At 41.4% G+C, this 14,495-nt stretch carries 12 protein-coding genes; 4 read left to right on the top strand and 8 right to left on the bottom strand.

What is annotated here, in order from left to right; all coding sequences use genetic code 11:
* Positions 1-79 precede the first annotated feature (79 nt).
* The gene (locus ACM0OX_RS19975) at positions 80-1,537 is read left to right on the top strand and encodes a YcjF family protein (protein WP_414516771.1); all 1,458 of its coding nucleotides are present in this window, start codon (positions 80-82) and stop codon (positions 1,535-1,537) included.
* A 290-nt stretch (positions 1,538-1,827) separates the two neighbouring features.
* On the opposite strand, the gene ACM0OX_RS19970 is transcribed toward ACM0OX_RS19975, so the two are convergent.
* Entirely contained in the window at positions 1,828-2,877 is a 1,050-nt protein-coding gene (locus ACM0OX_RS19970; RefSeq protein ID WP_414516770.1) for a sugar transferase, read from the bottom strand.
* Positions 2,878-3,076: 199 nt separating this feature from the next.
* Here ACM0OX_RS19970 and ACM0OX_RS19965 point away from each other — a divergent pair, with 199 nt between their 5' ends.
* The gene (locus ACM0OX_RS19965) at positions 3,077-3,874 is read left to right on the top strand and encodes a 7-carboxy-7-deazaguanine synthase QueE (protein WP_414516769.1); all 798 of its coding nucleotides are present in this window, start codon (positions 3,077-3,079) and stop codon (positions 3,872-3,874) included.
* A gap of 277 nt (positions 3,875-4,151) precedes the next feature.
* On the opposite strand, the gene ACM0OX_RS19960 is transcribed toward ACM0OX_RS19965, so the two are convergent.
* Together ACM0OX_RS19960 and ACM0OX_RS19955 are read right to left on the bottom strand one after the other, a co-directional pair.
* A complete protein-coding gene (locus ACM0OX_RS19960; RefSeq protein WP_292729213.1) occupies positions 4,152-4,796 on the bottom strand; it encodes a DUF3318 domain-containing protein in 645 nt (214 codons plus the stop codon).
* Between the two features lie 77 nt (positions 4,797-4,873).
* A complete protein-coding gene (locus ACM0OX_RS19955; protein ID WP_335003901.1) occupies positions 4,874-5,431 on the bottom strand; it encodes a hypothetical protein in 558 nt (185 codons plus the stop codon).
* Positions 5,432-6,122: 691 nt separating this feature from the next.
* Between ACM0OX_RS19955 and ACM0OX_RS19950 the strand changes: the two genes are divergently transcribed.
* Complete coding sequence (locus tag ACM0OX_RS19950; protein ID WP_414516768.1) at positions 6,123-7,004, top strand: LysR family transcriptional regulator; 882 nt, start codon at positions 6,123-6,125, stop codon at positions 7,002-7,004.
* A gap of 118 nt (positions 7,005-7,122) precedes the next feature.
* Here ACM0OX_RS19950 and ACM0OX_RS19945 read toward each other — a convergent pair whose 3' ends face one another.
* From ACM0OX_RS19945 to ACM0OX_RS19925, 5 genes are all read right to left on the bottom strand, one after another.
* Positions 7,123-8,457, bottom strand: coding sequence for a deoxyguanosinetriphosphate triphosphohydrolase (locus ACM0OX_RS19945; protein WP_414516767.1), 1,335 nt, complete (start codon positions 8,455-8,457; stop codon positions 7,123-7,125).
* 293 nt (positions 8,458-8,750) lie between these two features.
* Positions 8,751-9,368, bottom strand: coding sequence for a Uma2 family endonuclease (locus ACM0OX_RS19940; RefSeq protein ID WP_414516766.1), 618 nt, complete (start codon positions 9,366-9,368; stop codon positions 8,751-8,753).
* 315 nt (positions 9,369-9,683) lie between these two features.
* Positions 9,684-11,492: an ABC transporter ATP-binding protein gene (locus ACM0OX_RS19935; protein WP_414516784.1), complete on the bottom strand. Its 1,809-nt coding sequence runs from the start codon at positions 11,490-11,492 to the stop codon at positions 9,684-9,686.
* Positions 11,493-11,669: 177 nt separating this feature from the next.
* Positions 11,670-12,800, bottom strand: a complete 1,131-nt coding sequence (locus ACM0OX_RS19930; protein WP_414516765.1) for an aldo/keto reductase — start codon at positions 12,798-12,800, stop codon at positions 11,670-11,672.
* 169 nt (positions 12,801-12,969) lie between these two features.
* Entirely contained in the window at positions 12,970-13,467 is a 498-nt protein-coding gene (locus tag ACM0OX_RS19925) for a bifunctional nuclease family protein (RefSeq protein ID WP_094349146.1), read from the bottom strand.
* A gap of 340 nt (positions 13,468-13,807) precedes the next feature.
* Between ACM0OX_RS19925 and ACM0OX_RS19920 the strand changes: the two genes are divergently transcribed.
* Complete coding sequence (locus ACM0OX_RS19920; protein WP_414516764.1) at positions 13,808-14,488, top strand: riboflavin synthase; 681 nt, start codon at positions 13,808-13,810, stop codon at positions 14,486-14,488.
* The last annotated feature ends 7 nt before the right edge of the window (positions 14,489-14,495 follow it).

Genomic DNA, 14,495 nt, shown 5'->3' with positions numbered 1-14,495 from the left:
CAATCAGTAAAGATTGCAGGGTTTTGTTTTATTTTGATCTATTCTGGAAGAAATAGCCATCCAAAAAGCGCGGAGAATCATGGTTGTGAAGTTGCAGCGACCAATTTTAGTGGGAGGATTGGGACTTTCCTTTTCCCTGTGGATGTTGGACAGTTGGCACGATTCTATAGTGCAGGTGGGTGAGTTCGGTTTGTTGAGTGCCTTAGCTGTAGGCGGTGGTTTGTGGTTATTCCAGCAAAATCGCCCCAAAGACAGTTTAAAGCAGCTAGATGGGATGGTGGTTGATCGAGCGACTGTGGAAAGTGCGATCGCTAAAACTGAAACTGTAATTAACCAACTAGCACAAGAAGCAGAAAACCATCCAGCCTTAGAGACACTCAGAGAACAAATTGCCCAATTGTTACTGGAATTAGACAGACAAAAAATTAAAGTAGCTGTGACTGGCGGGAAATCCGTGGGTAAAAGCACTTTAATTCAAGTGCTGGAGCAAAATCTAGAGACACAAAATTTCGTGTCTTTACAAGAAACAGCACCTTTATTTAGAGAAGTGGGTGAAAATTCAGATGCGGCTATTTTGGCAGAAGTAGCAAAATCTGATTTTGTTCTATTTCTGACAAACGGTGATTTAACAGACTCAGAATTTCAAACCTTACAGCAGCTAAAGGCAGCAAATCAGCCTAATATGCTGGTTTTCAACAAACAAGACCAGTATTTAACCGATGAAAGCGCCAATATTTTGCTGTCATTGAAACAGCGGATGCAGGGAAATGTAGTTGCAACTGCGGCCTCTCCCGTTGCCATCAAAGTCCGAAAGCATGAGGCTGATGGTTCTGTGCAAGAGTGGATGGAGCAACCAGCAGCTGATATCCAACAGTTAACTCAGCAGTTGGATGAAGTTTTAGCACAGCAAAGACAACGGCTAGTTTGGGTGACAACCATGAGAAAAGCCGGATTGTTGAAAGCTGAGGCGAAAAACTGCTTGAATGGAACTAGATGCGATCGCGCCACCCCAATTATTGAACAATATCAGTGGATAGCTGCTGCCGCTGCCTTTGCTAACCCTGTACCAGCCTTTGATATCCTGGCAACTGCGGCAATTAATGCTCAAATGGTAATGGATTTGGGTAATATCTATCAGCAAAAATTTTCTCTAGAACAGGCACAAACCGTAGCTGGAACAATGGGAAGTTTGATGCTGAAATTGGGTTTAGTTGAACTATCTACAAAGGCTATTAGTACTGTTTTGAAAAGTAATGCCGTTACCTTTGTTGCTGGTGGCGTAGTGCAGGGAGTAAGTGCAGCTTATCTGACTAGAGTGGCAGGGTTGAGTTTAGTTGAGTATTTCCAACAGCAGGAAATAGCCATAGATTCTGGAACTGGTTTGAATTTGGAGAATTTGCGGCAAACGTTGCAAAAAGTATTTCAGCAAAATCAGCAGATTGGTTTTTTGCAGGGGTTTGTTAAGCAAGGTATGAAGCGTTTGTTGCCAGAGGTACAGCAGGTCGAAGTAGTTAGTGTTCAAAAGGCGATGGGATAATCTCATACACAGGATCGCCAAATTTTGGATTTTGGATGGAACGATTCAAAATCCAAAATTAGTTTCAAACCCTGATTTTAAGAGGGGATAAAAATACATAAATATCTCTGTTTTAATCAAAAGGATTCATCCGTGGGATCGATCTAAAATCTCAAATCTAAACTTGGCTGACACTTGCGTGCTGCTGTAAGTAAACCTAAAATTTACCCAAGCCTAAAATAGGCTTGGGTGTATTTAAGAATATCGTGAGAGTTGCGAGTTCTCAAAAAATTGTGAATAAGGATAATTAGCTAAACAGCACCACTGTTTCTATTAAACAGAATAGCTATAGTTTTGAAAATTAGCTTTAAATCGTACACTAAACTCCAATTTTTTTGATACTGCAAATCCAGACGAATTACATCTTCAAAACTACGGACTGTAGAACGTCCATTAACTTGCCATTCGCCAGTCATGCCTGGTTTTACATCTAAACGTTGCCACTCTGGTACTTCATAGCGTTCGACTTCATCGGGTGTAGGTGGTCGAGTGCCTACTAAACTCATCTCTCCTTTAAGGACGTTCCAAAATTGGGGTAATTCATCAAGACTAGTTCGCCGTAAAAAGCGCCCTACCTTAGTAATTCTAGGGTCATTTTCATTTTTGAAAAAAGCACCTTGCACTTGGTTTTTAACTTGGGATTTCTTTGCTTCTGCATCCACACACATAGAGCGGAATTTCCAAATTTTAAACCGCTTACCCATCCAACCACAACGAATTTGACTAAAGAAAATGGGCCCGGGATCGTTAATTTGAATAGCGATCGCAATCGGAATAAACAAAATTCCTGTAATTAATAAACCAATTACTGACCCGATAATATCTAAGAACCGTTTCATCCAAGATGCCATAGATGGGTGAGTAGTAGGTAACTGCTCTACTTTACGAGAAGTTGTCTTCCGATTATCTACTACGTCATCTTGTTCTATTAACGACCCATCCCCCACAAGTTCTAGAGGAAAAACCTGATCCAACCCTGTGAGTTTTAGAACTGCCATGACTTGAGGTGTTACATTCCGCAGTGTTAATGTAATATCCTTGGACTGAGCATATTTAAAATTACTTACCAGGGCACCTAAACCACTACTATCGATAAAAGTAGTTTGGTGAAAGTCAATGATGATTTGCTTGGGATGTGAATTGGGCCCAATTAAGCCTTGGCAGGTTTGCTTAAAGCCTAAAGCCTCCAGCACGCTCAACCGCGTCGGCACCTGCACTATAGCAATGTCGTTTAGGGAATTAACTGGAAAATCGACCTCTGTCGGTTGGCTAGTCATGAAGCTCTGCACTTTCGTTGCCATGTATAATGTAATATGCCAAACATTAGTTTGTCCTACAAAATTACTTAACCTAATATCGGAAATTAGTGGTAATCAGGACTAACTGCTATTTACCGAGGCTGAGATTGGAGATCGCTAGCGACGATTCACAATAGAACAAGAAGCCAAAAAACACCCTTGCTGTTGTGCCGACGCAGCGCGATCGCGTTGCTCTCATCAAATGATTTCTAAAAATACGGTTACACCTACCGCACGCCTGATTGAGGTCTTTTCTGCCATTCAAGGGGAAGGACTGAATGTAGGGACACGTCAGATATTTATTCGTTTTGCTTTGTGTGATTTGCGCTGTCAATTTTGTGATAGCGCCCACACTTGGAGTGCACCTACAACTTGTCGGATAGAGCGATCGCCTGGATTGCGCGACTTTGAAATCCACTCTAACCCTGTCCCATTACCCATATTAATCGAATGGGTGGAACAGCAAAATCTACCTTGTCTACACGATAGCATTAGCTTAACTGGCGGCGAACCACTTCTTCATGCCTCATTTCTAACGCAGTTTCTACCCCAAGTGCGAGCCATAACTGGTCTACCTATATACTTAGAAACCGGCGGACATCGCCCAGAACAACTAGCAATGATTATCCCATACTTAGACTCTGTAGGTATGGATTTCAAATTGCCCAGTGTTAGCGGCGAAAGTCATTGGCAAGAACATAGTAAATTTCTCCAGTTATGTTATGACTCATATTTAAATGTTTTTGTCAAGATAATTGTGTCTCAAAACACAGATCCCGCCGAGTTGGAACGTTCAGCTTCGTTGGTGGCAGAGGTTAGTCCAGATATCCCAGTATTTTTACAACCTGTTACGCCTTTGGCTGTATCAGAACAATTTTCTCCAGTACCTGTACTTGCACCTTCCAGCGATCGAGTTTTGATGTGGCAAGCTTTGATGAAGGGCTTTGTCAAGCACGTGCGCGTGATCCCCCAAACGCATAAAATGCTGAACCAGTTGTAAAATTTGAGTTTGATAAAGATGTAGTCAAGAAAAAAGTAAGATTTTATGAAATGGTAATTGGGCTGTTGTCGCTAATTAGGGAGGCAGCAGCCTCCTTAGTAGGAAGTCTAATTAGCTAAATCAAAAGACCACTAAGAGGTTTTATTACGTAAAATCTTCCTTCTCCAACTCAGACAGAAACTTGAACTAAAGTTCAAGGCAGGGAAAGGTTCGTTAAAGCCACGTTGATTTGTTTTCGGGGGGTGAGTAAATACCCACCCAACCTAATTTATGGTTGCTATAGTGCGCCCTCATCTGGAGCTTTGGATTTAGCTTTTGCCTTATTGGCACTGCGTTTGAGGGCAGAGAGTCTTGCTTCGTATCTCGACCGTTGGCGCTTACTAGGAGTATTATCAATCAGGGTTTTCAAGGCGCTACCGAGACTCTTGTAGGCATTGGGGAGGCTATAACCAAAACGAGTTGCTAAAGCGATCGCTTTCTCATCAGCATTGAGCAATTCTCTTAGTTGCTTTTCCCCATTATTCTTTTGGTACAGTCGCCAGCCTGACACGCCACAAAGCGACAAAGCTAACACCAGCAGCAATCCATCTTGTACCCACAATTCCCCTACAGCACCACCTAAACCAATGGCTAGAGCTGCCATTTCCCAACCATCTTTAGGAATTGTGTCATTTTGAACGCGAGCAACCTCATGCCAGAACAGCAGATTACGCTGATCCATTGCGAGGGCATCCCATTTCACCAAATCAATTTGAATTTCTACCTGGTCTTTACCAATTTCTTCGCAGCGAACCAGGGGTGGATTGACCTCAGTTGTGCCTTCAACCGTGACCCAGCTTTGCAGTTCTGGTGGTAGTAAAGCTTTCAACCGCCGGAGTTCGCTCATTTCCGCTTTGGCAGAGGAGGTTGCATAGGATGTCATAATATCCAGCCCCAGAAAATTTCAGTATATAGTGAGGGTATCACTTTGGAGTATAGCTATTTAAGTAACGATCCGTCTCACTCACTAGGAAAACTTCCTCGCTTTTTTCGCGCTTCCATTGCTTTTTCTAGTAAATCTAACAATCCTGGGGCTTCTTCTTGGATACTGAGTAATAGTCTTTCCCCAAGTTCTATATTCCCCGGATCGAGACCTGTTGCCATCACTTCTTTCAGGCGAGGTATTGCTATGCCATCGACAATCTGAATTAATCCACTCAGACAACGGTGAAATTGTTTTTCTGTGAGAATCGAGTCTTCTAAAGGAAACTCAATAATGGCACGAATTTCACCATCGGATGGGTCATACTCCCATTGCAACATTTTGGTTTCCCAGGAAATGGCAAGCATTGTTTGGAGGATAGCTGCCTTGTGAGGATGCTCTTGGATTCCTCCCAGAACTTGAGGGGCAAATACCCGAAAAAATTTTCCTTCTTCATCCAGTTGGACAACTATTAGGAAATCTTCTAGATTATCAGCCTCCACACCTGTTATAATTCGGTCTTCTTCATCATCAAAACGGTAGTCCCAACCAAGGTTGTCTAAATAGTTGGCAATCTGTTTGAGGTTAGCTCCCATAAAAGCCTCATAAGGAACGTGGAGCAGTTGTTACCAGACCTAGTTTAACCTGCTAGGGGTAGTTGTTTGGGTTGGTGTGGATACTTCTAATCCCATAGAAGTATGCAATTAGGGTATTGGGCATGAGTTATGGGGCATAGGGCATTGAAGATAAGAAAAATAGCTGATGTTCGGCGCTATGAATGATACTTTCTGAATCACTATTGCTCATTATTAAAGAAGCGATAATTACTATTTTTCAAATCTTAGCCAGTGAAATATATAGCACTAACTCGCTTGAATTTTAATATTATTTTATAATATAAATGAATCTCTTGCTAGGACAACTATAGTAGCAGAATTTTTAATCAAACTTGAAAACTGAAGCGAAGTTTAAATAATTTATACATAGCATCTGAGGCTTTTATAAATATACGTAAAAACTTCAATAGCTGCTTTTAAAAACGAATAAATATAGCATAGAGACTGATACATTTTTATATTACAAGCAACAAATTGTTTTTACGGGATGATTATAGCGATCAATATATTTTTGATTGTCGAGGGTCAATGAAATGTATGCGTAAATCAGTATTAATTCTAGCGATCGCACCTCTAGTTTGTTATAAATTTTCTAAAACCTCTGCGCTACTTTGCGCCTCTCTGCGTTTATATATTTATAGATAATTGAAACTTATAAAATATCAAAAAGATGGAACTGCGACATCTGCGCTACTTTATTGCTGTCGCTGAAGAACTGCACTTCAGTAGAGCCGCGGAGCGACTGCACATCGCTCAACCACCCTTAAGCCAGCAAATTCAGCAATTAGAGGCGCAATTGGGAGTAGAACTGTTTCATCGCAAAACCAAACGACAGGTACAACTAACAGAAGCAGGACAAGTTTTTTTGCAAGAGGCTTATCAACTTTTAGCTCAACTCCAAAAAGCAATTGAGCTAACTCAAAAAACGGGAAGAGGTGAAAAGGGACAATTACGAATTGGGTTTACCAGTTTGGTAACTTACGATTTGCTTCCTGTGATTTTGCGGCGGTTTAGAGAACAGTTTTCAGAAGTAGAGTTGGTATTGCAAGAATTAACCACAAATCAGCAAGAGCAAGCGCTACAGAATCGGCACATCCATGTAGGTTTTGCCCATCCGCCCTTAGAAGACAACACACTCAATCAAGAGTGCATTCAGCAAGAAGCGTTAATTGTGGCTATGTTGGAAACTCATTCTTTAGCCGAACAAGAAAAGATTTCAGTGCGATCGCTAGTAAACGAAAACTTTATCATGTTCCCTCGCCATTTGGGGCCCGGACTTTACGACCAAATCGTAAGTCTTTGTCAGCAAGGAGACTTCAGCCCAAAAGTGACTCAAGAAGCGATTCAGATGCAGACGATTATCGGATTGGTTTCAGCAGGAATGGGGATTGCGATCGCACCATCTTCATTGCAAAATCTTCAGAGAACTGGTGTAGTTTATCGTACTCTAGAGGAGAAAACACCATTAGTAGAAACGGCTATAGTGTGGCGGGAAGAAGATATGACACCTGTACTAAGGGAATTTCTACAAGTTGTCAGGAGCCTCTATTGATAAATGACAACCCTCTTCTGACGGAGATACTACATACACTTGAGAGAAAAGGTTGGTTAATCAATCATGATTAAAAATAAATACTGTGTATACATTGTCAGGTGCAAATGCTGTCACTCTATCCCAATGAAATCCCACTAACTTGTTGGAATAAACTGGTAGCATAAGAATCGGTCATACCAGAGATATAGTCTGTAATTTTAAGGATTTTATTATAGGTATCTTCGTCTGGATTCGGACGATATTCTTGAGGTAGCATATTACAGATTAACTTTGCTTTTTTGCTGTCATGCAGGATAGCGTTAACAAACTCAGAAAATAGTTTTCCTAAAACCTCATAACCAGCTATTTGGATACTAACAACATCGCGATGCTGGAAAACATCAGATTCGGTTGCTTTCTTAATTACGTCTAGATGATTTGCATACCTACTTAGAGATAGCAGGTCTTTGTCAAACTTTCCAGAAAGTATTTCTTGTTCGTGTGCAAAGAAAATTTCAGTTGCCTGCTCTATTAGATTATGTATAGCTTTGGCACGAAGTCGCTTAACTTTTTCTTCCTTACTTTCATCATGCTTGTTAATATCAATATTTGCAATTTCATTAAGCAAATACTCGGTTTTGTCAAAGCAGATATATTTCATGCGATGAGCATCTTCTACATCAACAATTGAGTAACAAATATCATCTGCTGCTTCAACAAGAAAAGCAAGCGGATGTCGAGACCACCATGCTGCATTATCATGACGGCGAATTAGCCCAACCGTTTCTGCTACTTCAGCAAATAAATATTTTTCTGCCTGAAAGAAACCATGTTTTTTAATACTTTTATCTGAGCAACCGTCGTTTAAGGTAGATTCTGATAGCAATGATTCTCTAGGGTACTTTGTGAAAGCAGCTAAAGTTGGGCAGGTGAGTTGCATTCCTCCTTTTTGAGGATGCATTTCAAGCTTGGTTAGAATACGAAAGCCTTGTGCATTACCCTCAAATGAATCAAAGTCAGCTTTTTGAGACTTGCTGAGAAGTTCTTCTCCTACATGGTTAACAGTGTTGTACCAGGATTCAAACCCTGTACGGATAGCATCTTCTCCAGAATGACCGAAGGGAGGATTACCGATATCATGAGCTAGACAAGCAGCAGAGACAATATCACCAAAGTCTGAAGCACTGAACCCATAATCATTAAGTTTGTGTGTGTCTACCATTTTCTCACCCACAATTCTACCAAGGGATCGACCAACACAGGAAACTTCGAGGCTGTGAATCAGACGAGTACGAATGTAATCATTTGTTGACAACGAAAAAACCTGGGTTTTGTCTTTGAGACGACGAAAAGGTGAGGAAAATACTAGGCGATCATAGTCTCTCAGAAAAGGAGTACGATCAAACTGGGGGTTTTCTGGTTCAGTCTTGCCAAGTCTTTTTGGTGTCAGAAGTTTCTTCCAATCCATCATTGCTGTGCTATCTGAAAGTAGGTTAAACAACGCCCTCTAGCTAGAAGCAATGGGCAATGCCACATTGTAACTCTACTTATTAAAAAGTAACCTTTTATTCTAACTTAGAAAACGATTTAAGTAATAACCACACTATCCATAATTCAACTTAAACTGTGAAGGGCAAGTCAGGAGTAAAGATAGTACAGCAAGTTAATGCACAGAGGAAATACGTACTTTACACAGGCTACGCATGGCTCAATTCAATTAAGCGATCGCCTTTGTCCATTGAGATAAATTAAGTGATCGTACACTTACCCCAATCCCTCAACATCAGCACTTTCCCCTTCCGACTCAACAGGTTCAAACTTTACCTTGTTGTATAAATCTTGTAGAGAAATCTCAAATGGTACGGTTACAAGTGCGATCGCTTCATCTTCTTCATCATATTCACGAAGCGCCCATTGCTTTTTCCCAGTTTTGGAAAATTGCTCTAGATGAATTCGTGTTTGGTCAATTAATAAATATTCTTGGAAAGTGGAAATAGTTCGGTAAGCCTGAAATTTATCTTCGCGATCGTACCCTTTGGTAGATTTTGATAAAACCTCAACAATAATCTGTGGGTTCAAAATTATATCTCTTCGGTTGTTAAAAAACTCTGGTTCACCCGCCAGAATCATCACATCTGGATAGGTGTAGGTATGCTTTTGGGGTATCCATAGACGAACATCACTCATAAAAACCAGGTAGTTCTGCTTTTTAAAAGCAAAATTCAACTCAGTACTTAAGTTGAGTGCTATTTGATTGTGATTTATTGTTCCACCCGCCATCGGAATTATTTGCCCGTCAATGTATTCACTTTTGTAGTCAGCAGCTTCTTCTAGCTCTAAATATTCCTCTGGGGTATAGTATCGCTGTTTTATTATTTGCATAATTTGATCGGGTAGCAATGTTTAACGATACGGAGCGTCTAGTGACCCATGTTTACTGAACAGTTTAACGTGGTTAGATAGAGATTAGGACTTACGCAAGAGCTTTCTGAAACTCTTATTTCTCCGTGTCCTCTGCGCCCTCTGTGGTTCGTTTTTTCATGATTTTGCGTAAGTCCTGAGAGATGTTATGTGCTTTCTACAAAGTGAGCATAGGCGCAGCCCGCACTTCTCTACGAGACGCTCCGCGAACGACAAAGCTCAGTGACCACCCTAGGCTTCGCTATCTCAATTTACAAAGTCTTTTAACTTCTTTTCCTATTGATAACCAGCGGCTTGTAAGAGAAACAACTTGGCATAACGTCCTCCTAGCTGTAACAGTTCTTCGTGAGTTCCCTGTTCTATAACTTCCCCATTTTCTATAACTAGAATTTTGTCAGCCATTCGTACTGTTGAGAAGCGATGGGAAATCAAAAGTACCATCTGATTTTGAGTAATAGTGCGAAAATGATTGAAAATCTCAAACTCAGCTTGGGCATCTATTGCTGATGTTGGTTCATCTAACACCAAGATATCTGCTTGCGATCGCATAAAAGCACGAGACAGTGCAATCTTCTGCCACTGTCCCCCAGAAAGTTCTTGTCCTCCCTTAAACCAACGACCCAGTTGAGTCTGAAAGCTTTGGGGTAATTGGTCAATAAAGGATTGCGCCATGCCTTTTTCAGCAGCAGTTTTCCACTGAGTTTTGTTGTCAAGATGTTCTACATCGCCCACGCCAATATTCTCTCCCACAGTGAACTGGTAGCGGACAAAGTTCTGAAAAATCACACCAACGCGACGCCGCAACACATCCACATCCCATTCCTGCAAGTCCAAGCCATCTAAGAAAATTCGCCCTGAGTCTGGCGTGTAAAGTCGGGTAAGTAATTTGATTAAAGTAGTTTTACCGGAACCGTTTTCACCGACAATTGCCAGTTTCTCTCTGGGTTTGAGATGCAGCGAAATGTTTCTCAATGCTGGCTTGGAACTTCCTGGATAAGTAAATGAGACGTTCTCAAAACGGATACCATCTTGGGGATTTAAACCAATGGTTGCCTTACCCCAAGATTTTGGTACTTCTTCTTCCAGAAAATCATAGAGATTTGATAGATATAGGTTATCCTCATACATCCCTCCAATAGAAGTGAGGGCATTGGAAAAAGTGGATTGTCCTTGGCGAAAAACGGTGAGATACATTGTCATATCTCCCAAAGAAATCTTACCTAGCACGGTTTCCAGTACAATCCAAGCATAAGCTAGGTAAAAAGCACCAGTACTGACTAAACCCAGGAGATACCCCCACAATCCTCGCCGGAGAGTTAAATCGCGGTCTTCGCCATAAAGTTGCTCAAACAGGTTGCGGTAACGTCCTAGCAACATCTCTCCCAGTTGGTAGAGTTTGACTTCTGTGACAAAATCTTCTCTTGCTAGCAGATTTTCTAAGTAGTGCTGTTGACGAGTTTCTGCTGCACGCCAACTAAACAAGCGAAAGCCTTCTCCGGCAAACTTTGTTTCAGAAATAAATACAGGCATAGCTGCCAAAACCAGCACCACCACTGCCCAACCTGAGAAATTTACTAACAAAATACCGTAGGTGATTAAGGAAAGGGCATTTTGCACCAATCCAAAGGTGCGGTTTACTAACGAAAGGGGACGAACTGATGCTTCTCGTCGGGCATTAGTTAATTTGTCATAAAATTCTGAGTCTTCAAACTGCCTAAGATCGAGTGTCAGCGCCTTTTCTAAGATGAGTACATTTACTCGCTGACCCATTAGCGCCCGCAATAACGACTGACAAATAGTGATTCCCCGCTGACTGCCTGCTAGTAAAATTACAGCGATCGCTTCTAATCCTACATAAGATAGGGAAGGATAAATATTGACAAAACCATTGCTCTGTGAGTTAACTTGAGAGGCAAGTACCACTGCATCCACAATTAACTTACTGATGTAGGATATCGCCGCCGGTAAAAGACCAGCAACTATTGTTAAACTCGCCAGAAGAATAGTAAGCGATCGGCTAGTAGTCCATACTAAGCTTACAGCCCGTCCACTGTAGCGGAAAACCGTCAGTGATTGGCGTAGGATATTTCTTTTTTTTTAATTTTCATCTTTTTTGGCGAGATACCCCAGCTTCCGCGGATCTTCCTAACTCTTTTAATCTTTATATAATTTTAACAACAAAGAACTCAGAACTCAGGAGCCAGAAGTCAGAATTACGAGACGGATATTCTGGATTCTGAATTCTGACTCCTGTTTACATTTTTATCCCCACAATCTCCGACCTGCTTTCCCACTTAATTTTTGGTGAGTATCTTCTAACAAAGCTGGGATATCTAACTTTTCTGGGCAGCGAGGCAAACAATCACCACATTCTGTACAACGGTTGCCTTTCATTCCAGGGAACCAGTGACCGGCATTTTCAAACATTCCGTAACGATATTGACCATAGTCTTTCATATCGTATGCTACGGCGAGATTACGTAACCGCAATACCTCTGGAATATTGATATTTTCTGGACAGGGTAAACAAGCATAACACTGGCTACAATTATCAGTTTCCAAAGCAAGTTTTTGGTGATTTTCTAAACGTTGGAAAGTGGAAATTTCTGCTGATGTTAACTCTCCATCATGGTCAGCGATTTGCAAAGGTTCTCTTAATTCACCTGGGTTCGCTGGCCCTATACTCAAAGTAGTAATACGGCGATCGGCAAGTAAAAATCGATAATTAAATTCTAAGGGTGAATACGGATAACACAGGTCTTTTAGAGTTTGTGGTGGTGTGTAGAGGCGTCCTCCCTTATCAGCAGGGGAAATAATGAAAATGCCCATATCCTTTTCGGCAGCTAGTTGAATTGCTGGTGCGTGCCGTTGAAAAAAATAGTAATAATGTAGATTGACAAATTCAAATAAATCTGTATTTATTGCAGCCTGAATTACCTCTAATGGACCGTGGGTGGAAAAACCAACGTGTCGTACTCGGCCATCAGCAACAGCTTCTTCTACGGCTTGCATACAGCCATTTTTGGCTTGCACCCACTCCAAATGTTGCCAAGTGTTTAAACCATGAACCCCTAAGCAATCTAAATAATCTAGTTGTAATCGTTCTAGGGATTCGTCAATATACCGACGCATGGTGTCAGCATCTGCTGTGGCTGAGATTTTAGTAGTGACATAAAGCCTAGTTCGGGGTACTGACAACCCAGCTTTTAGCGCCCTACCAAGATATTCCTCGCTTTTGCCGTAACCTCTGGCGGTTTCTAGATGATTAATTCCTAGCGCTAAGGCTTGTTCGATCGTCTGGTGAGCATTTTCAAAATCAGCCAGGTAGCGCATCGTTCCCAAGGAAAAAACCGAGAGGCGCAGATTCGTTTTTCCAAAGCGTCGGTATTGCATTTTTAACAAAGAGTTAGGAGTTAGAAGTTATAAGTTAGGAGTTGAAGGAAGTAAATCATAGCTCTTAACTCCTAACTTTTTTTGCTTACAAGTTAGGAGTTGAAGCAAAATAACTCCTAACTCATAACTCATAACTCATAACTCATAACTCATAACTCATAACTTTAATTTAGCTGTCGCCATTACCAAAGCGCTTGATCAAATCTTCAGGACGGAGATTAGAAATAAATTCACGGAAGGCTTGCTGTTCGGCTTCATCTGCATCGCGATCGACAGGAATAGAAGCATCGGCAATGACTTCTTCCATTACCCAAATGGGAGTATTTGTACGGAGGGCAATGGCGATCGCATCGCTAGGACGCGCGTCAATTTCTTTTTTGACTTCGCCTTGCTGGACAATTAAAGCTGCATAAAATGTATCCTTTTGCAGGGAATGAATAATCACCTTTTCTAGAGTCATGTTCCAAGTCTCTAAAATATTCACAATCAGGTCGTGAGTTAAGGGTCTAGGAGGCTTCTGATTCTCCAGTGCGCCCATAATTGCCCTAGCCTGTTCCTGACCAATGTAAATTGGCAAAGCCCGCCGATCTGAAGAATCTTTCAAAAGGACGATCGGGCTGCGGGTTATGGCATCTAATGCTATGCCAGCGACTTTCATTTCAATCATTGCCTAAGCCTCTACAATGCTTTGAGAGCCTTTGATGGCGTGTAACAAATAACACCCTTTTTTAGGCAGTTTGGTGACAGTAATAAACATAAGCATTCGTTCTCTATAATTGCTTCTATTAAACTCCGAACTTGTGGTGAAAACCAGAGTAAGTCAAATTGGTCTTCTTAAAGAATAACCTTCTTAACCAAGTATGCCTTGTGAAGGATGCTAATGTGTTAATATTCCTATCCTAAAAAAAGTCAGAAAATATACTTGGATGTTCGAGATTTCTGTGACAATTACCAATTGACTTCAGGCAAAATTAGGCAATAAATAGAGTTAGTTTGACAAAAAAGCCGTGTTTACAGGATTAATCCAAGCATTAGGAAAGATGGAACCCTTAGGGGGCGATTCTTGGCAAATTACTTGTGTAAGTCAGTCGGGTGAAGTAATTATGCAAGATTTGGCTTATGGTGACAGTGTTGCTGTCGATGGTGTTTGCCTGACAGTAGAACAAGTTTTAAAAGACGGGTTTATTGCCACGGCTTCACCAGAAACTCTACGCCGCACGACGTTGGGAGGTGAGCAAACCCAACAGAGATATGTCAATTTAGAAGCGTCGCTCAAGGTAGGCAGCAAAGTTGGCGGTCATTTTGTGATGGGTCATGTAGACGGCATCGGTCGATTGCTAGTGGCAGAACAAACGGCTACTTCTTGGGAAATGACCTTTATTGCTTCCGTTGCGATCGCACGGTACATTGTCCCCAAAGGTAGCATTGCCGTCAATGGCATCAGCCTCACAGTCGCCGATTATGAGCCAGAACTCTCCCAATTCAAAGTAGCGGTAATTCCCCTGACATACAGCGAGACAAATCTTCGCTATTTGGTTTCTGGGAGTTTAGTGAATCTAGAAGGGGATATTCTCGGCAAATACGTCGAAAAATTCCTTTATTCTGGCAACCCCCACACCAGAGGCACTGATGACAATACTATAGATGGCATTACACCCGCATTCCTAGCAGAACACGGGTATTTGTAAGTAAAGG

This window comes from Nostoc sp. PCC 9305 (genome assembly GCF_963920915.1).
Lineage (GTDB): Bacteria > Cyanobacteriota > Cyanobacteriia > Cyanobacteriales > Nostocaceae > Nostoc.
The sequence above is the reverse complement of the archived record's forward strand: the minus strand, read 5'-3'. Positions and strand labels throughout refer to the sequence as shown.